The following is a 17,848-nucleotide window of genomic DNA, read 5'->3' as shown; positions in this document are numbered from 1 at the left end:
GCACAGCGGGCCCACGTTTACATATTCCGCCGATACTGTCCGCCCACTTCGTACAGCGCGGCGCTGATCTGTCCCAGCGAAGCCACCTTCACCGTCTCCATCAGCTCGGCGAAGATATTGCCGCCGGACATCGCCACTTCCTGAAGCCGCTTGAGCGCGGCCGGCGCCTGCTCGCGATGCCGCTCGTGGAAGGCGCGCAGGTTGCGGATCTGCTGTTCTTTTTCCTCTTCTGTCGCGCGCGCCAGCTCGATCTCGTAGTCCTCTTCGGAAGCGTTCGGGTTGATAAAGGTGTTCACCCCGATGATCGGCAGCTCGCCGCTGTGCTTCTTCATCTCGTAGTACATCGATTCGTCCTGGATCTTGCCCCGCTGGTACTGCGTCTCCATCGCGCCGAGCACGCCGCCGCGCGCGTTCAGCCGCTCAAATTCCTGCAGCACCGCTTCCTCCACCAGATCGGTCAGCTCCTCGATGATAAACGAGCCCTGCAGCGGATTCTCGTTTTTCGCCAGCCCCATCTCCTTGTTGATGATCATCTGGATCGCCATGGCGCGGCGAACGGAGTTTTCCGTCGGCGTGGTGATCGCCTCGTCGTAGGCGTTGGTGTGCAGCGAATTGCAGTTGTCGTAGATGGCGATCAGCGCCTGCAGCGTGGTGCGGATGTCGTTGAAGTCCATCTCCTGCGCGTGGAGGGAGCGTCCCGACGTCTGGATGTGATACTTCAGCTTTTGGCTGCGCTCGTTGGCGCCGTAGCGGTTTTTCATCACCGTCGCCCAGATGCGGCGCGCCACCCGGCCGATCACCGTGTACTCGGGATCCAGTCCGTTGGAAAAGAAGAACGACAGATTGGGCGCAAAGTCGTCAATGTGCATGCCCCGGCTCAGGTAGTATTCCACGTAGGTAAAGCCGTTGGCCAGCGTAAACGCCAACTGCGTGATCGGGTTGGCCCCCGCCTCGGCGATGTGGTACCCGGAGATGGAGACGGAGTAGTAGTTGCGTACCTTGTGGTCGATGAAGTACTGCTGGATGTCGCCCATCATCCGCAGCGCGAACTCGGTGGAGAAGATGCAGGTGTTCTGCCCCTGGTCTTCCTTCAGGATGTCCGCCTGCACCGTGCCGCGCACCGTGGACAGCGTGTACGCCTTGATCTGCTCGTACTCGTCCGGCGTCGGCTGCCGTCCCTCCCGCTCCGCGAATTTCTCCACCTGCTGGTCGATCGCCGCGTTCATGAACATGGCGAGAATGATCGGCGCCGGACCGTTGATGGTCATGGAAACGGAGGTGGTCGGCGCGCACAGGTCAAAGCCGGCGTACAGCTTTTTCATGTCGTCGAGCGTACAGACGCTGACGCCGCTGTTGCCGATCTTGCCGTAAATGTCCGGGCGGTAATCGGGGTCTTCGCCGTACAGGGTCACCGAGTCAAACGCCGTGCTGAGCCGCTTCGCCTCGTCGTTTTGCGAAAGGAAGTGAAAGCGCCGGTTGGTTCGCTCCGGCGTGCCTTCCCCGGCAAACTGCCGCTTCGGGTCCTCTCCCTCCCGCTTGAACGGAAAAACGCCCGCCGTATAGGGAAATTGGCCCGGCACGTTCTCTTTGAGCGACCATTTCAAAATTTCGCCCCAGTCTTCAAATTCAGGCAGGCATACTTTCGGGATGCGGGTGCCGGAGAGCGACTCCGTGTACAGCCTGGTGACGATCTCCTTGTCGCGCACCTTGGTGACAAACTGATCCTGCCGGTACAGTTCCTTCAGCTTCGGCCAGTTGTCCAGGATGCGGCGGCACTCGGGATGCAGCTTGGCTTCAAAATGCGCGATCTGCTTATCCAGCACGCGGGCCGCCTCGGCCGCATCCGGTTCGCCCGACGCCAGCAGCGTCTCCTTGGCCCCGTGCAGTTGATACAGCTTGCGCGCGATCGACGACTGCTCCGCGGCGAACGCCCGGTACGCCCGCACCGTGTTGGCGATCTCCTGCAGATAGTTGACGCGCTCCGCCGGGATCAGCGCCGTCTTGTGCGTCTTGACCGGCGTCGCGTCAAGATGTTCCACCGGCCAGTCGACGCCTGTTTTTTCCACAATCTTGCGCATCAGGGCGGCAAACAGCACATTGGTGCCCGGATCGTTGAACTGGCTGGCGATCGTGCCGTACACGGGAATCTGTTCATCCGGCACGTCAAACAGGTTGTGGTTGCGCCGGTACTGCTTGCGCACCTCCCGCAGCGCGTCCTCCGAGCCTTTCCGTTCGAACTTGTTGATCGCCACCAGGTCGGCAAAGTCGAGCATGTCGATCTTTTCCAACTGGGAGGGGGCGCCAAACTCGCTGGTCATCACGTACAGCGCGACGTCGCACACGTCCGTCACCTGGGCGTCTCCCTGCCCGATGCCGCTGGTTTCCACGATGATCAGGTCAAAGTTGGCGGCCCGGGCCACCCGGATCGCGTCCTTGACGGCGGCCGACAGCTCCGAGCCGGACCGGCGCGTGGCCAGGCTGCGCATGTAGACGCGCGGCGTGTTGTTGGCGTTCATGCGGATGCGGTCGCCGAGCAGCGCCCCGCCCGTCTTTTGCTTGGACGGGTCGACGGACAGGATCGCGACGGTCTTGTCGGCATAGGTGCGCAAAAAGCGGCGGACCAATTCATCGGTCAGCGAACTTTTTCCGGCGCCGCCCGTGCCGGTGATCCCCAGCACCGGCACCGTGCGCTCCGGCTCCGGCAACCCGTCCGTGAGCCGCCCCTGCCACTCCGGCTTTTCCACGGCGTACTCCGCCACGGAAATCAGCCGCCCGATCGCCTGGTGCTGCTGCCGGCGCAGCTCCTCCACCTCGCCCGTCAGTTCCTTTACCGTGGGGAAATCGGTCTCCCGCAGCATGTGGTTGATCATCCCCTGCAGCCCGAGGCGGCGGCCGTCGTCAGGGGAAAAGATCTTGCAGACGCCGTACGCCTCCAGCTCGCGGATTTCCCGTGGAACGATGACCCCGCCTCCGCCGCCGAAGACGCGGATGTGTCCCGCTCCCCGCTCGCGCAGCAGATCCACCATGTATTTGAAAAACTCGACGTGACCGCCTTGATAGGAACTGACGGCGATCCCCTGCACATCTTCCTGGATGGCGGCGGTGACAATCTCGTCGACGGAGCGGTTGTGCCCCAGATGGATCACTTCCGCCCCCGACGCCTGCAGGATGCGGCGCATGATGTTGATCGACGCGTCGTGTCCGTCGAAGAGGCTGGCAGCCGTGACAAAGCGAACCTTGTGTTGCGGACGATACACTTCCGTTTCCATCGTTCCACTCTCCCCGAATATCAAGTTAACCATCCTCGTTTACTCGGAGACGCTGACTTCCCTCAAAAGCAAAGCCGTCTGTTTCTCGGTGAACTCCTCCAGCGTGTAGTGCCGCTTCAACGCCCAGCGGCGGAACACCCACATTTCGCCCAGCACCATGATGTTGTCGGCCATCAGCTTGACGTGCTTCTCGTCGATGCCGATGGACCCGTCGGCAATGCCTTTGCGCAGAATCTCCTCGAAAATTTGCGTGATTTCTTCCTCGCGCTGCAGCACGTAGCGCAGCGTCTCTTTCGGCAGCGACTTGGACTCCTGGTAGATCAGCAGGACGCGGTCGCTCATCTGGTCCATCACGCGGAAAAAGCTCTTCAGCGCCAGCTTCAGGATTTTCAGGCCGGTGCCGTTGAACGTGATCGCCTCGCGCAGGCGGCTCTCCACTTCCGCATGGATGGCGTCGCACACCAGATAGAGGACGTCTTCCTTGGATTCGATGTATTCGTACAGGGTGCCGATGCTGAACCCGGACGCACGGGCGATCTCCCGCGTGGTCGTCTTGTGAAACCCTTTGTTGATGAACAGTTCGACGGCCGCTTCAATAATCTGCTCCCGCCGCTTTTCGATCAGCTTGGGGTCCTTTACCAGGGACGGAATGGTTTTTCGTTTCTCAGACACGATTCCTTCCACCTTTCCAACCGACTGAGCGTTTGGTCAGACAACATTTGGAAAAAGAAAGACCGCAGCGCTCTCTTCGTATCATATCCCGTATATTATACGTCGAGAGAACGCCGGACGCCAATCTTTCTTTTCCTCCCGCTCAGGGGGTTGGTCCCCACCACTCACGGACGATGCGGTCGGCTGCGGAGTACGGGTCGGCTTCCCGCGCCGCCACCCGCTCCAGTTCGTCCCGGTACCGGCCTGTCTTGATGCCGCCCAGCAGCCGCTGGTAGAGGGAATCGCGGACGATGTCCAGCACCTCCTCCTGCAGGTGGCGGGAGCGGCGTACCTGCCCCTCTCCGCTCTCCTGCAAAAAGCGCTGGTGCTGCCCCACCTGCTCCCACAGCTCAGCCATTCCCTGGCCGGTCGTGGAGACCGTCTGGACGATCGGCGGACGCCAAAGCGCGTCATGCTTGGCCAGATCCAGCATCTGTTCCACTTCGATCCGCAGCTTTTCCACGCCCGGCAGATCGGCTTTGTTGATCACGAACAGATCGGCAATCTCCATGATGCCCGCCTTGAACGCCTGGACCGAATCGCCTCCCCCGGGGGTGAGCACCACCACGGTCGTATCGGCGATGGTCATCACGTCCAGCTCCGACTGCCCCACCCCGACCGTCTCGATCAGGATGACGTCACAGCCGTACGCGTCCAGCACCCGCACGGCGTCCCGCGTGTTGCGGGAAAGGCCGCCGAGGCTGCCGCGCGTCCCCATGCTGCGGATAAACACGCCGCTGTCCAGCGCGTGGTTCTGCATCCGCACGCGGTCGCCCAGAAGCGCGCCGCCGGTAAACGGGCTGGTCGGATCAACCGCCACCACGCCGATTTTCAACCCCAGTTTGCGCAGGTAGCCGATCAGGCAGTCCACCAGCGAGCTTTTGCCCGCGCCCGGTGTGCCGGTAATGCCGATCAGCTTCGCCCGGCCGGTGTGGGGAAACAGTTCCCGCAGGATCCGCGACCGCTCCGGATAGTCGTTTTCGATGCAGGTGATGGCGCGGGCTGCCCCGCGCGCGTCGCCCGCCAGGATGCGCCGTGTGATCTCGTGCATGAAAAGCCCTCTTCTCGCCCTGTACTTTGCCGCCTCTTACTCTTTCAGCAGGTAGTTGCTGATGACGACCCGCTGAATCTCGTTGGTGCCTTCGTATATCTGGGTGATCTTGGCGTCGCGCATGAAGCGTTCCACCGGATACTCGCGGGTGTACCCGTAGCCGCCGAAGACCTGCACCGCCTCCGTCGTCACTTCCATCGCGATGTCGCCGGCAAACACCTTGGACATCGCCGATGCCTTGCCGTAGGGCAGCCCCTGGTCTTCCAGCCATGCCGCCTGGTAGGTCAGCAGCCGCGCCGCCTCGATTTTCGTCGCCATGTCGGCCAGTTTGAACTGAATCGCCTGCAGCGACGCGATCGGTTTGCCGAACTGGTGCCGTTCCTTGGCGTACGCCAGCGCGTGATCAAACGCCCCCTGCGCGATGCCCAGCGCCTGGGCGGCAATGCCGTTGCGCCCGCCATCCAGCGTCATCATCGCGATCTTGAATCCCTGTCCTTCTTCCCCGAGCACGTTTTCCACGGGGACGCGGACATCTTCAAAGTTGACGGCGAGCGTCAGCGACGAGCGAATCCCCAGTTTCTTCTCCTTTTTGCCCATCGTGAAGCCGGGCGTGCCTTTTTCCACGATAAAGGCGGTGATCCCCTTGTGCTTCAGCTCCGGATTGGTCAGGGCAAAGACGATGTAAATCTCCGCCTCGCCCGCGTTGGTGATGAAAATCTTGGTGCCGTTCAGCACGTAGTGATCGCCGTCGCGCACGGCGGTGGTACGCATCCCGGCGGCGTCGGACCCGGAGCCGGGCTCGGTCAGGCAGTAGGCGCCCAGCTTTTTGCCTTCCGCCAGCGGCCGCAGGTACTTCTGCTTCTGCTCCTCCGTACCGAACTTGTAAATCGGCCAGCTCGCCAGCGAGACGTGGGCGGACAGCGTGACGCCGATGGATGCGTCAACGCGGGACAGCTCCTCCACGGCAAGTACGTAGCTGAGGTAGTCGGCTCCCGCGCCGCCGTACTTCTCCGGCCAGGGAATGCCGGTCAGCCCCAGCTCCGCCATCTGTTCAAAAATGGACCGGTCAAACCGCTCTTCCTCATCGCGCTCCGCCGCTGTCGGCGCCACCTGGTTCTCCGCGAAGTCGCGAATCATTTTGCGGAGCATTTCCTGCTCTTCCGTCAGTTGAAAGTTCATGTTCCCCACTCCCCTGCGTCATGGTTTTTCGTGCGTCCCGTTCCTCATGTGGACAGCAGATGTTTGGCGATCACGATGTGCTGAATCTGGGTGGTTCCCTCGTAGATTTGCGTCACCTTGGCGTCACGGAACAGCCGCTCCACCGGATACTCCCGGGTGTAGCCGTATCCGCCGAAGATCTGCACCGCCTCCGTGGCGTTTTTCATCGCCGCGTCGGAGGCGAACTTTTTGGCCATGGACGCTTCCATGCCGCAGGCAAGCCCGCGGCTGCGCAGGAAGGCGGCCCGGTAGACCAGCAGCCGCGCCGCTTCCGCCAGCGTCGCCATGTCGGCCAGCTTGAAGGCGACCGCCTGCTGCTTGATGATCGCCTGGCCGAATTGCTGCCGTTCCTTGGCGTATTCGGTCGCGTACTGGACGGCCGCTTCGGCGATGCCCAGCGCCTGCGCGGCGATGCCGATCCGGCCGGAATCCAGGTTGGCCATGGCAATCTTGAAACCGCTGCCTTCCTGCCCGAGCAGGTTTTCGGCCGGCACCCGCGCGTTGTCGAAAATCAGCTCCGTCGTATTGGAGCCGAACAGCCCCATCTTCTTTTCCTTTTTGCCGACGATAAAGCCTGGCGTATCCTTTTCCACGATAAACGCGGAGATGCCCTTTCGGCCCTGGGCCGGGTCGGTCACGGCAAACGTGATGTACAAGTCGGCCTCGCCGCCGTTGGTGATGAACACCTTGTTGCCGTTGAGGATGTAGTCATCCCCTTTGCGGACGGCCGTCGTGCGGATATTGCCCGCATCCGATCCCGCCTGCGGCTCGGTCAACGCAAACGCGCCGAGGTATTCGCCGCTGGCCAGCTTGGGCAGGTATCTGCGCTTCTGCTCGTCGCTGCCGAAATACAGGATCGGATTGGTGCCGACAGAGGTGTGCACGGAGAGAATCACGCCCACGGTGGCGCTTACTTTGGAAATCTCGTGAATCGCCAGAATGTACGAGATAAAGTCGGCCCCCGCACCGCCCCACTCTTCCGGAACCGGTATGCCCGTCAGGCCGGTTTCCCCCATCTTTTTCACGATGTGGCGGGGGAACTGTTCCGTCTCTTCCATGACGGGAACGAACGGAGCGATCTCCTTTTGGGCAAAATCGCGCACCATCCGGCGCATCATCTCATGCTCGTCGCTGAAACGGAAATCCATCGCCGTCCTCCCTTTCTGCCGCGTTCGGATTCTAGTTGTAAACGTAAAAGCCTCGTCCCGATTTTCGGCCGAGCCAGCCCGCCTTGACGTACTTTCGCAAAAGCGGACACGGCCTGTATTTGGAGTCGCCGAAGCCCTCGTACAGCACTTCCATGATGTACAGGCAGGTATCCAGCCCGATGAAGTCGGCCAGCGTCAACGGCCCCATCGGATGGTTCATGCCCAGCTTCATCACCTCGTCAATCGCTTCCGGCTCGGCCACGCCTTCGTACACGCAGTAGATCGCCTCGTTGATCATCGGCATCAGCACGCGGTTGGAGACGAATCCGGGAAAATCGTTGACGCTGACCGGCACTTTGCCCATCTGTCTGGCCAGGTCCTCCGTCAACTGGTACACCTCGTCCGCCGTCTGCAGGCCGCGGATGATCTCCACCAGCTTCATCACCGGCACCGGGTTCATGAAATGCATGCCGATCACTTTTTCCGGCCGTTTGGTCACCGCGGCGATTTCCGTAATCGGCAGCGAGGAGGTGTTGCTGGCCAGCACCGTGTGCGCCGGACAGATCCCGTCCAGCTTGCGGAAGATTTCCGCTTTTACGTCCATGTTTTCCGTAACCGCTTCCACGACAAAGTCGGCGTCACGTCCGTCCGCCAGATCGACGGAGAGCGTCAGGCGGGAGAGCACCGCTTCTTTGTCTTCCGCACTCATTTTGCCTTTTTCCACGCTGCGGGAGAGATTTTTCTCGATCGTCTGCCGGCCGCGGTCCACAAATTCCCGCTGGATGTCGTTGAGAATCACCCGGAACCCGGCCTGCGCCGCCACCTGGGCGATGCCGCTGCCCATCTGTCCCGCGCCCACGACCATGATGGTTTGCATGTTCATAAACAGGTCCCCTTCCTCGTGGCAATGCCTTCGTCGATTTTCTTCACGCGCCTAACACATCCGGGTCCCCGCATGGGGCTAGAACACCTTGATCAGAATCGCGTCTCCCTGGGCCGCTCCGCTGCAAATGGCGGCAATGCCCAATCCGCCGCCGCGGCGCCGCAGTTCGTACACGAGGTGCATGACGATTCGCGCCCCGCTTGCCCCGATCGGATGGCCGAGCGCGATCGCCCCGCCGTTGACGTTTACCTTTTCCTCGTCCCAGCCGACGATCTTGCCGCTGGTCAGGATGACGGCGGCGAACGCTTCGTTTACTTCGAACAGATCGATCTCGTCCAGCCGCGTGCCGGTCTTCTCCAGCAGCTTTTGAATCGCCAGACCCGGCGTGGTGGCGATGTACGGCGCCTCCGCGCCCACCTGCGCGTGTCCCAGAATGACAGCCAGCGGGTGAATCCCCAGCTCGGCCGCCTTTTCCTCCGCCATCAGCACCATCGCTGCCGCGCCGTCGTTGATGCCGGGCGCGTTGCCGGCGGTAATCGTGCCGTCCTTTTTGTACACCGGCGGCAGTTTGGCCAGACCCTCCAACGTCGTGTCGGGACGCGGCGCCTCGTCTTTGGCTACGATGACCGGTTCGCCCTTTTTCTGCGGAACCGGCACCGGCACGATCTCTTCATCGAACAGTCCGGCCGCCGCCGCCCTGGCCGCCCGCTGCTGGCTGCGCATCGCCCAGCGGTCCTGCTCCTCGCGGGTGATGCCGTACTCCTCCGCCACGTTGCTGCCGTGGACCGCCATCGGCACCTGGTCAAACGGGCAGGTCAGCCCGTCGTGCATCATCAGGTCGCGCACTGCCGCGTCGCCCATGCGCAGGCCGTACCGCGCGTTCGGCAGCGCATACGGCGCGCCGCTCATGCTCTCCATGCCGCCGGCCACGATGATCTGCCCGTCTCCGGCGCGGATGATCTGGTCGGCCATGGTGACCGCCCTCATCCCGGAGGCGCACACCTTGTTGATTGTCTGGCTGGCCACGTTCCACGGCAGTCCCGCCTTGCGGGCCGCCTGACGGGAGGGCACCTGCCCCGCTCCGGCCTGTACGACCATGCCCATGATCACTTCGTCCACCTGCTCGCCGGACACGCCGGCCCGCCGCAGCGCTTCCTTGATCGCAATGGCACCCAGATCAACCGCGGAAACGTCTTTCAGCGCGCCGCCAAACTTGCCAAACGGGGTGCGTGCCGCCCCCGCAATTACCGTTTTCATGTCGGCTCCTCCTCGCTGCATGGCATTCATTTTAAAATGATCGAGCGATCGCTCACTTTTGCTTACCTTCATTTTGCCGTCTCCCGTCAGAATAGTCAATGAAATACGAAAAAAAGGACGCCTGACTTTTCTTGTCAGTCAGGCAACCATTCGTCACTGGACGGGTATCCTGCTTACCTTTCTGACGATGTATGGGAGCGCAAAACCCAAGGGGCTGTTTGTTCCTTAATGCATTGCATTCAATCAGAAATGAGTTTTTGACGAAGTTGCTGTAAAAACTTTGTTTTACAAACATTGACCCGTTTCTGTGAAATGTTAAGTTGCTTCGCCACTTCTCTTTCAGGTATGCCTTCAATCACCACCTTTTGAAGGATAAAACGTCCTCGATCAGGAAGGCTACTGAGTAACTCCTTAACAAAAAGGTCTGAATCTACGTACCCCATTTGTTCTTTTGTCCATACATCCTCAAACACGCTTTCATGACGAGCAACTTTTTTTGCTTGGTACTGCAATCTCCATGCAATCCGTTTTAACATTTGACGATAGTTATGAATCATAGACTGATTTTCCATCGAATCCCCCCTACTCTCTAGGTAAATTTCCTGTCAGTAAAACATCCGTTTTTGTGAATGTTTCCGCATGATAGATGTGCGTTTTTCCAAATATGAAACTTATTGGAATTTTGCTCGTCCAATATAGTATCTAAACAAAGGCCGATGGAAAGGTGTGCCGCATACATGAAAAAATGTATTCTTTTACTCATTTTGCTCGGGATCGCAAGTGGGTGCAGTGCCGTTTCTTCCCAGGGAGAACATCATCATGAACAGGTACCGGCACCACAGTCTGAGGATTCACAAGCCGCTGAAGTGGAAAAGCTTGTGGTGCAAAGAGGGCATGATCGTTTTGTTTTCGAGAAACCTTGGCGCTGCATGGGAATTCTTGTAAATGCCGAAGATTTCTACAGGTTTGCTTATCGAAGAGTCGGCGAGGAATTGGGGGTAACAAACGAGCGAGAACTGCCATTCCTTCAAGAAAAACTGGAAGAAGGAACAAGTCAATATGACGATACGTACATAAGAATTGTCCAGAAGCCCTTCATTCCGGAAAGTGGAGTCAATGAATTTCCTAGAAAGGATATCGTGATTTATCTTGATCCGCAAAATCCAACCGACGCCTTTGTCGGTGTGCAAGATCCGCATAATCTGGATGAATGGAAGATTTATCAGGTAAAAGATTATGGCGACTGGGTAAAAAAGGATATTGATTTATATTTAGCTCTACACACGGGACTATAACAAAGAAGCACCATATATGGTATTACCCCTGTCAAGTAGACAGACTTTAAACAAGCCCTAGTTCAAGATGCCTGAGCTCGGTATTGTACCGGGCTCAGGTTATGTAACCGGGATTGAAAACGTTTGTGATTGTAAAAACGAATATAGCGATCAACAGCGTGATGTACTTCTTCATCCGTCTTGAAGTTGTGCAAATACATGCATTCTGATTTCAGATGGCTGAAAAAACTCTCCATACAAGCGTTGTCCAGACAATTTCCCTTTCTGGACATACTTGCGGTAATGTTATATTGTTTGAGTAGGTTATGATATTGTCGGGATGTGTACTGGAATCCTTGGTCGCTATGCAACAGAACTCCACTCACATCTCCTTTTTTTATGGCTGCCTTTACCGTGTCCATGACAAGCCGTATGTCATTCCGTTTACTTATCCTGTAGGCGACGACTTCGTTGTTGAAAAGGTCGTAAATGACGGAGAGATAGAGTCGACGTCCATTGAAGATCAGATAGGTAATATCTGTAACCCATTTTTCGTTAGGACGGGAAGCGATAAAATCACGGTTCAGTTTGTTTTCGGAAATGACAACTTGCTCTTTGCGGCCAAAGAATTTCCGTTTCCTGCGAATACGTGCCTGGATCCCCATTTCCTTCATGAGTCGATACACACGCTTACGATTTACGTGTATACCATATCTTTGAGTTAGCCAAACCGTTACTCGCGGGTACCCGTAAATGCCGTTTACTTCTTGATGGCATTCCCTAATCATTTCTTTCAATTTCTCGTCTTCCACCATTTTTCGAGACGGATTTTGCTGCTGTTTTACCCACTTGTAAAAGCCACTCCGTGATACACCGGATACCGAGCACAGCAAGGAAACGGAGTATGTTCCCATCATTTCATGGATGATGGAGTAAGATTTTGATTGTTCTTTTTGCTTCTTCACCGCCTTTCGAGTCCGAGCCACTTTTTTAGATATTCATTCTCAGCTCGCAATCTCAAGTTTTCCTCTTCTAGGGTGAAAAGACATTTTCTCGGCCTTCCTTTCCTCGGTCCAACCGCTTTCCCTCGTTTTTCTTCGAGTCCCTTCATCCCTTCATTCTCAAAATGCTTGACCCATCTCATCACAATGTTTTTATCTGAGATGCCAAGTTCCTTTGCGATGGTTTTATAACTTTTGTCGCCATCAAGGTATAAATGTACCGCTTTTCTCTTTATTTCAATTGGATACGTCTTGCGTATTTTCCCCATAGAAAATCCCCTCCGAGTTAACAGTAAGGGACTTGCTTTTTACTGTCTACTCAAAGGGGATAATACCATACATGGTGCTTCTTTCCAAACTACAGATTGCTTCGTCTGCGGAGTGTTTCCAGATAACCCATTACTTCATGTCAACGCCGACTTTATTTTGACCCACCATCGCTGAACTGCTCCCCAAATGGTAGACAGAGGAAATTGACCCATTTGGTCGAATTTCGACTTAAAGGGGAGTGAGCGATAATGACTTATGAAAATCATACGATTGAATGTAAGCTGGAAGTTGTAAAATCTATATTGGAAGAAGGTTTGTCCTATCGAGAGGCAGCCAAACGGTTTGGCTTTAAAACTCACTCTAACGTGAAAAATTGGGTACATGCATACAAAATCCATGGAGTAGAAGGATTGAAAGACCGGAGAGGACAGGGGCTTAAAAAGGCTTTGTCAAAAATCCCTTCTAATCTCACTTTGGAACAGGAAAACAAGTGGCTACGAGCTCAAAATGCATTTTTAAAAAAGTTATTGAAAACCGAAAGGAGAGATGCTCCAGACACGGAAAATACGCCGTTATTCAAGCACTAAGCAGCCAATTCCCCGTATCTTTGCTGTGCGCTGCCGCAGGAATTGCCAGGAGCAGCTATTATAAATGGCTTAAAACTGGGATAAAGCAAAAAGATGCTGCTGTTTGTGAAATCATATCCTTTGAGCATCGAAGACTGGGCGGCATTTATGGTTATCGTCGTATGAAGGCTATACTGCTCACAAAATACGGTTTGCATCTCAATCGTAAGCGTGTGTATCGGCTGATGAAGCAAATGAACATGCAGGCGATCATACGGCGTAGACGTTATCCACGGATTCAATACAAAAGACATACCCTGGCGCCCAATCTTCTGGATCGGCATTTTCAAGCAGCTCATCCCAATCAAAAGTGGGTTACTGACATCACGTATTTGCAAGCTGGAAAAAAACGATATTTTCTTTCCGTCATCTTGGACCTTTTCAACAATGAAGTGGTCTCATACCGCTTAAGTGACAGTCTTGACGTCCAGTTTGTGCTAGAGACGGTACAAGAGGCCGTCCAAAACCGTTCGACGCATCAACTGCTGATTCACAGTGATCAAGGAATGCATTACACAACAAAAGCATATTACCGCTTGCTGCGAAAGCATGGGATTATTCAGAGTATGTCTCGAAAAGGGAATTGTCTGGATAATGCCTGCATCGAATCCTTTTTCGGCCACTTGAAAGCAGAACTGCGCCCGCATTTGTTTGATGAAGCCGTCGATGTGGGAACAGCAATCAAGAAGTATATTGAATTTTATAACCACGAAAGGCCACAAATGCGATTGAACGGCATGTCGCCAAGCGAATTCCGAAACCTTTTCCTCCAAAGTGCCTGATGGGTCAAAATCAATCAGTCCACAAAATGGGGGTCAGATCACGCCGGTTTAGAATTGACCCACCCGGCGATTTTTTGTTGGTTAGGTGGTAGAGGGGGAGCCGTAGGCTCCAGTCCTCATCTTCTCACGAAGTCGGTAACTATTCCCCCTAATATTGACGATGTGGGAATGGTGTAAGAGCCGATCCAGGATAGCCGTAGCAAGTATCGGATCGCCCATCAGTTCCCCCCATTCACCGAAACTCTTGTTGCTGGTCAACAGAATACTCCCTCTCTCGTATCTTGCACTTACTACCTGGAAAAAGAGGTTAGCTGCCAAACTGTCAAACGGTAAGTAACCAATTTCGTCAATAATCAGGAGCTTTGGTCGAATATAGATGCGTAGGCGTTTATCCAGCCTGTTTTCCGTGTAAGCTTTTCGCAGATCTTCGATGAGTTGCGAGAGACTGACAAAGTAAACGGATATCCCTTGCGAGATGGCTTCTACAGCCAACGCCACCGCCAGATGACTTTTTCCTACTCCGGGAGGCCCTAAGAACAAGACATTCTCGTGTCGGGTTACAAAAGTCATCGTGGCCAGCTCTCGAATCAACCGTTCGTCAATGCTGGGTTGGAAAGCAAAATCGAACTCCTCCAGCGTTTTTCGGTAAGGCAAGTGTGCGAGTTTGGTGCGTACCTCCATATTCCGTTTTTGACGTTCCGCTATCTCTGCATCTAGAAGCATGTTGAGAAAGGACAGATAGGTGGGCTGTCCATGACTTGCCGCTTCCAAATGGGCATCCAAGAGTAGAGCCGCTTGCTGAAGCCCAAGTTCCTCAAGACGTAGCCGTGCCTGTTCCAGTTCGATCATGCTCCCACCCCCGTCAGCTGCTCATAGACATCCAGCGAACGCACTTCCACTTGCTGCGATGAAATCTGTCGGGCTTGCGGACGTGGATAGGCATATCCTTGAGCAGTCGTAAGACCTGCATACTGGTTTTCACAAAAAACAGTTGCACGGGATCGATAGACCTTTTGGTGTCGAGCAATACATGTGCCGTCGGCCCAGATTTCCACCCACCCATTCACTTCTCGCACGGTACCCTCACGTCCACTGTACCTCCATGGAACCCCATATCGTACACCATCGTAGCTAACAAATCCGTCTCGGCTGACCTGTCTCGGTTCATGCAAGTATTTTTCCCATCGTTCAGCTGAAGGGATAGGCGACAGATTTTCCTCACGGAGTCGGTCGATGGGACGTTCGCCGGTTGTTCCATGAATACGGCGGTTAATCCGCTCGCACCAGTGTAGGGCTTGTTGATTGAGATCCTGTAAATCAACGAAGCGTTTGCCAGGAAGAAAGTTGTTTTTTACGTATTGAACGCCTCGTTCCACTTTTCCCTTTGTTTCGGGGCGTCGAACTTTGCATACTTTTGGAACAAGCCCAATCGCTGCAGCAAAGTCGGCAAAAAGCGGATGCCAGCGAGGTTTTCGATCATCTCCCATGCCCAGTACGACGGTTTTCATCTGGTCGGTCAGCATTACCTTTGGGATGCCCCCAAAATATTCAAAAGCATGAATCAAGCAACGAAGAAAGCTGTGAATGTCACAACGCTTAGTGAACTCTATATAGGTGGAACGAGAGTACCCCAATACCATGACAAATACCGGCACTTTTCGGACTGTACCGTCCAAATCTACGTAATCACACAGTCCCCAGTCGACCTGTGCGTATTCACCAGGGGTCGTCTCGTAACGAAGAACAGCGGGAACTTGTTTGGGAGGACGGAACTCCTTCACATAGTCTTTCAAGATGGTACGTCCCCCGGTATACCCCTTTTCTCGTAGAAGATCGAATAAAACCTCGCAGTTATAGATACCTTCTTGAAGACGTTCCTGCAGGAACGGTTTATACGGATCAAGCTTGGAACCACGAGATTTACGGGTTCCCTTTTCGGGGGAGAATTCACCCCGGAGATATCGGCGAACTGTATTTCGAGAATGCCCCGTTAGACGGGCAATTTCACGAATACTCTTGCCTTCTGCCCTCATGGTATGTAACGATATCACTATCCCACTCCTTAGCATGTGTCTCCCTCCGAAGATTAACTTGGCCGTTAATTACGAAGGGGATATATTCGCTATGGGTGGGTCATTTTCTTTCCGGCGAACCTGGGTCAATTATATCCCGGCGGTGACACTTCATCATAGTATTGATCATGGTCGGAGCCGCCATACCCGGCATCCGCGATGTATCGTATGCATTTTTCTGAACTGGGGTTGTTTGTGCTTTTCAAATAATTGATTAACGCAGAGTATCGGTTATTTTCTTTAAAGAACCGCCCAAAGGAGTTAGCATGGGTACTGCGACCGATAAAAGCAGCCCATCCGCCTTCTCCTTTGCCATAGTTTCCAGGTGGATTGGAACTACTTACATATTTCATGTTTGACCAATTTTGATTGTTTCGTTGTGTTTTACTAGTACCCCATCCTGATTCTCCCCCCCACATAGCGAGGATTACCTCAACAGGCAAGCCATAGCATTCATCGCTAGCATCTTCGGCAACTCGTTTGAACGCATCAACGAAAGCTTGTACTTTATCATTGGGATCGGTATTTGGATTCAAGTCTACATACGTATCTCGAACACCATCAACTTTAACAGGTTCTGTTGGAATTGGTATCAACGCCATAATATTCTCTCCTTTAGCAAGTAGATAAACGACTTTAGACCGGTCATTGTCGTTTTCACTTACTAGGTAAAAAAGAGGAACGAATGATACCCCCAATTATTGCGTTTTATGATCGAGTAGGAGGGGGCGACTAACCCCCGTCCTCTCACACCACCGTACATACCGTCCGGTATACGGCGGTTCATCAAGCTTGACGAAGTGCGAAATATCGCTGCACCAAACTCATGAGCCCTTGTTGTTGCCAGTAGGTAATACCAAGGGCTTTGTGAATGTGCGGAGATTTGCTTGTTCGCCATGCACCCTTGCGGGTATTTGCAATCTCCAGTGCTTTGCTGTGGGGAAGACCGAGGGAACGAAGTTCGCGGTATCGCGTACGGATTCGTTTCCATTGCGTCCACAGGCAGAGACGGAGCCTTCGGCGAATCCATTCCTCAATCCGCAGGAGGTGGGTTTTCGCCTCAGCCAACGCAAAATATCCGATCCATCCCATGAGGTATTGGTTGAGTTTTTGAATTCGCTCCTGTATAGGGATGCTCCAATGCGGGTTGGTCAGTTGGCGAATTCGTTCTTTTAACCGGATGATCGATTTGGGATGCAGGCGTATCCGTGCCTCTTTTCCCGGAGCAAAGCTAAAGCCGAGGAACTTTCGATTGCACGGCCGATCTACCGCACTTTTCTGTTGGTTTATCTTGAGTTTGAGCACCCTGGTCAAGTATCGCTCCACGCTCGCCTTTACCCGTTCCCCCGCGCGTTTGGTGCGGACATAGATGTTGCAGTCGTCCGCATAGCGGCAGAAACGGTGTCCCCTCCTTTCCAGTTCCTTGTCCAAGTCGTCCAGCAGAATGTTGGCCAACAACGGACTCAGGGGGCCACCTTGCGGTGTACCCTCTTCCGTTGAGACGCACACTCCGTTGACCATAACTCCGGATTGCAGGTAAGCGCGGATTAGTTTAAGGAGACGCTTGTCCTTCACCTTGCGGGCTACCCGGCTCATCAGGATGTCATGGTTGACCCGGTCGAAGAACTTCTCCAGGTCGATGTCGACCACATACCGGAATCCTTCCTTGATGTACTGTTGCGCTCTCTGCACAGCATTGTGAGCGCGGCGACCCGGGCGGAATCCGAGGCTTGAATCGGAGAATTCTGGGTCAAAGATGGGAGTCAATACCTGCAGGATGGCCTGCTGGATGAAGCGATCTACCACGGTAGGGATGCCTAGCAACCGTATTCCCCCGTCAGGTTTCGGGATTTCGACCCTGCGAACAGGAGTCGGTTTGTAGGTTTCCGTCTCGATTTGCGACCGGATGGTCGCCCAGTGCAGGCGAAGGTAGTCGCGCAGTTGTTCAGTTGAAACACCGTCGACTCCCGCAGCGCCTTTGTTGGCTTCCACTCGTTTGAGGGCGGCCGTGAGGTTGTCCCGAGACAGAACCTTCTCCAGCAGATCCATAACGATACTCCTTCCTCCGCGCACATGTCGCCAAGCTTGCCGTACGATGCTCAGCCCTTCTCTGTACCCTCGGGGCTTCACCCCTACTCTCCAGAGGAAGTTCCAGTTCTGAATTCTGCTTCGACACACCGTATCGAAAGAGGTTGGGACATATGCTGACTTGATGTTCGGCCCTTCCCCCTCAGGCGTCCCCGATTGGGGTACTATGGCCTCTGCTGACTTCTGCATGTTCAACGC

Annotated in this window: 17 protein-coding genes; 3 read left to right on the top strand and 14 right to left on the bottom strand. The window is 55.0% G+C overall.

The genetic code is table 11. The annotated features are described in order from the left end of the window. Window positions 1–17: 17 nt before the first annotated feature. From icmF to A6764_RS02485, 8 genes are all read right to left on the bottom strand, one after another. Window positions 18–3,269, bottom strand: a complete 3,252-nt coding sequence (gene icmF / locus A6764_RS02520) for a fused isobutyryl-CoA mutase/GTPase IcmF (protein ID WP_264622381.1) — start codon at window positions 3,267–3,269, stop codon at window positions 18–20. A 39-nt stretch (window positions 3,270–3,308) separates the two neighbouring features. Continuing rightward, window positions 3,309–3,941 (bottom strand): TetR/AcrR family transcriptional regulator, encoded by a 633-nt coding sequence (locus A6764_RS02515; RefSeq protein ID WP_065067448.1) that lies wholly within the window; start codon window positions 3,939–3,941, stop codon window positions 3,309–3,311. A 142-nt stretch (window positions 3,942–4,083) separates the two neighbouring features. After that, entirely contained in the window at window positions 4,084–5,031 is a 948-nt protein-coding gene (gene meaB, locus A6764_RS02510) for a methylmalonyl Co-A mutase-associated GTPase MeaB (protein ID WP_029100412.1), read from the bottom strand. Between the two features lie 36 nt (window positions 5,032–5,067). Then, on the bottom strand, window positions 5,068–6,210 hold the full coding sequence (locus A6764_RS02505) for an acyl-CoA dehydrogenase (RefSeq protein WP_035296139.1): 1,143 nt from the start codon (window positions 6,208–6,210) through the stop codon (window positions 5,068–5,070). Window positions 6,211–6,254: 44 nt separating this feature from the next. After that, the gene (locus A6764_RS02500; RefSeq protein WP_065067449.1) at window positions 6,255–7,397 is read right to left on the bottom strand and encodes an acyl-CoA dehydrogenase; all 1,143 of its coding nucleotides are present in this window, start codon (window positions 7,395–7,397) and stop codon (window positions 6,255–6,257) included. 31 nt (window positions 7,398–7,428) lie between these two features. Continuing rightward, on the bottom strand, window positions 7,429–8,280 hold the full coding sequence (locus A6764_RS02495; protein ID WP_065067450.1) for a 3-hydroxybutyryl-CoA dehydrogenase: 852 nt from the start codon (window positions 8,278–8,280) through the stop codon (window positions 7,429–7,431). 78 nt (window positions 8,281–8,358) lie between these two features. Next, window positions 8,359–9,537, bottom strand: coding sequence for an acetyl-CoA C-acetyltransferase (locus A6764_RS02490; protein WP_065067451.1), 1,179 nt, complete (start codon window positions 9,535–9,537; stop codon window positions 8,359–8,361). A gap of 239 nt (window positions 9,538–9,776) precedes the next feature. Further along, a complete protein-coding gene (locus A6764_RS02485) occupies window positions 9,777–10,109 on the bottom strand; it encodes a sigma factor-like helix-turn-helix DNA-binding protein (RefSeq protein WP_065067452.1) in 333 nt (110 codons plus the stop codon). A gap of 165 nt (window positions 10,110–10,274) precedes the next feature. On the opposite strand from A6764_RS02485, the gene A6764_RS02480 reads away from it, so the two are divergent. Beyond that, complete coding sequence (locus tag A6764_RS02480; protein WP_065067453.1) at window positions 10,275–10,832, top strand: hypothetical protein; 558 nt, start codon at window positions 10,275–10,277, stop codon at window positions 10,830–10,832. A gap of 62 nt (window positions 10,833–10,894) precedes the next feature. On the opposite strand, the gene A6764_RS02475 is transcribed toward A6764_RS02480, so the two are convergent. Both A6764_RS02475 and A6764_RS02470 read right to left on the bottom strand, forming a co-directional pair. Continuing rightward, window positions 10,895–11,776: an IS3 family transposase gene (locus tag A6764_RS02475; RefSeq protein ID WP_264622263.1), complete on the bottom strand. Its 882-nt coding sequence runs from the start codon at window positions 11,774–11,776 to the stop codon at window positions 10,895–10,897. Beyond that, window positions 11,773–12,081 (bottom strand): transposase, encoded by a 309-nt coding sequence (locus tag A6764_RS02470; RefSeq protein WP_065068441.1) that lies wholly within the window; start codon window positions 12,079–12,081, stop codon window positions 11,773–11,775. The genes A6764_RS02475 and A6764_RS02470 overlap by 4 nt, the downstream gene beginning before the upstream one ends. A gap of 249 nt (window positions 12,082–12,330) precedes the next feature. On the opposite strand from A6764_RS02470, the gene A6764_RS02465 reads away from it, so the two are divergent. Further along, window positions 12,331–12,669, top strand: a complete 339-nt coding sequence (locus tag A6764_RS02465; RefSeq protein WP_065068431.1) for a helix-turn-helix domain-containing protein — start codon at window positions 12,331–12,333, stop codon at window positions 12,667–12,669. After that, entirely contained in the window at window positions 12,573–13,490 is a 918-nt protein-coding gene (locus tag A6764_RS02460) for an IS3 family transposase (RefSeq protein WP_141669828.1), read from the top strand. Before A6764_RS02465 ends, A6764_RS02460 begins: the two co-directional genes overlap by 97 nt. An 81-nt stretch (window positions 13,491–13,571) precedes the next feature. Here A6764_RS02460 and istB read toward each other — a convergent pair whose 3' ends face one another. From istB to ltrA, 4 genes are all read right to left on the bottom strand, one after another. Further along, window positions 13,572–14,339 (bottom strand): IS21-like element helper ATPase IstB, encoded by a 768-nt coding sequence (gene istB / locus A6764_RS02455; protein WP_008409491.1) that lies wholly within the window; start codon window positions 14,337–14,339, stop codon window positions 13,572–13,574. After that, window positions 14,336–15,559 carry an IS21 family transposase gene (gene istA, locus A6764_RS02450; protein WP_264622380.1) on the bottom strand — a complete coding sequence of 408 codons (1,224 nt, stop codon included), beginning with the start codon at window positions 15,557–15,559 and terminating at the stop codon, window positions 14,336–14,338. The genes istB and istA overlap by 4 nt, the downstream gene beginning before the upstream one ends. A gap of 89 nt (window positions 15,560–15,648) precedes the next feature. After that, window positions 15,649–16,164 carry a glucosaminidase domain-containing protein gene (locus A6764_RS02445; protein ID WP_264622379.1) on the bottom strand — a complete coding sequence of 172 codons (516 nt, stop codon included), beginning with the start codon at window positions 16,162–16,164 and terminating at the stop codon, window positions 15,649–15,651. Between the two features lie 184 nt (window positions 16,165–16,348). Beyond that, window positions 16,349–17,611 (bottom strand): group II intron reverse transcriptase/maturase, encoded by a 1,263-nt coding sequence (gene ltrA / locus A6764_RS02440; RefSeq protein ID WP_264622378.1) that lies wholly within the window; start codon window positions 17,609–17,611, stop codon window positions 16,349–16,351. Window positions 17,612–17,848 lie beyond the last annotated feature (237 nt).

Source organism: Brevibacillus sp. WF146 (assembly GCF_001673705.2).
Lineage (GTDB): Bacteria > Bacillota > Bacilli > Brevibacillales > Brevibacillaceae > Brevibacillus > Brevibacillus thermoruber.
The sequence above is the reverse complement of the archived record's forward strand: the minus strand, read 5'-3'. Positions and strand labels throughout refer to the sequence as shown.

What these genes read in the sequence shown, in the direction of transcription:
- istA (WP_264622380.1), bottom strand. Translation starts at nt 15,559, where the DNA reads ATGCTAAGGAGTGGGATAGTGATATCGTTACATACCATGAGGGCAGAA.
- A6764_RS02485 (WP_065067452.1), bottom strand. Translation starts at nt 10,109, where the DNA reads ATGGAAAATCAGTCTATGATTCATAACTATCGTCAAATGTTAAAACGG.
- A6764_RS02465 (WP_065068431.1), top strand. Translation starts at nt 12,331, where the DNA reads ATGACTTATGAAAATCATACGATTGAATGTAAGCTGGAAGTTGTAAAA.
- A6764_RS02495 (WP_065067450.1), bottom strand. Translation starts at nt 8,280, where the DNA reads ATGAACATGCAAACCATCATGGTCGTGGGCGCGGGACAGATGGGCAGC.
- A6764_RS02480 (WP_065067453.1), top strand. Translation starts at nt 10,275, where the DNA reads ATGAAAAAATGTATTCTTTTACTCATTTTGCTCGGGATCGCAAGTGGG.
- istB (WP_008409491.1), bottom strand. Translation starts at nt 14,339, where the DNA reads ATGATCGAACTGGAACAGGCACGGCTACGTCTTGAGGAACTTGGGCTT.
- A6764_RS02445 (WP_264622379.1), bottom strand. Translation starts at nt 16,164, where the DNA reads ATGGCGTTGATACCAATTCCAACAGAACCTGTTAAAGTTGATGGTGTT.
- A6764_RS02490 (WP_065067451.1), bottom strand. Translation starts at nt 9,537, where the DNA reads ATGAAAACGGTAATTGCGGGGGCGGCACGCACCCCGTTTGGCAAGTTT.
- ltrA (WP_264622378.1), bottom strand. Translation starts at nt 17,611, where the DNA reads ATGGATCTGCTGGAGAAGGTTCTGTCTCGGGACAACCTCACGGCCGCC.
- icmF (WP_264622381.1), bottom strand. Translation starts at nt 3,269, where the DNA reads ATGGAAACGGAAGTGTATCGTCCGCAACACAAGGTTCGCTTTGTCACG.
- A6764_RS02505 (WP_035296139.1), bottom strand. Translation starts at nt 6,210, where the DNA reads ATGAACTTTCAACTGACGGAAGAGCAGGAAATGCTCCGCAAAATGATT.
- A6764_RS02470 (WP_065068441.1), bottom strand. Translation starts at nt 12,081, where the DNA reads ATGGGGAAAATACGCAAGACGTATCCAATTGAAATAAAGAGAAAAGCG.
- meaB (WP_029100412.1), bottom strand. Translation starts at nt 5,031, where the DNA reads ATGCACGAGATCACACGGCGCATCCTGGCGGGCGACGCGCGCGGGGCA.
- A6764_RS02500 (WP_065067449.1), bottom strand. Translation starts at nt 7,397, where the DNA reads ATGGATTTCCGTTTCAGCGACGAGCATGAGATGATGCGCCGGATGGTG.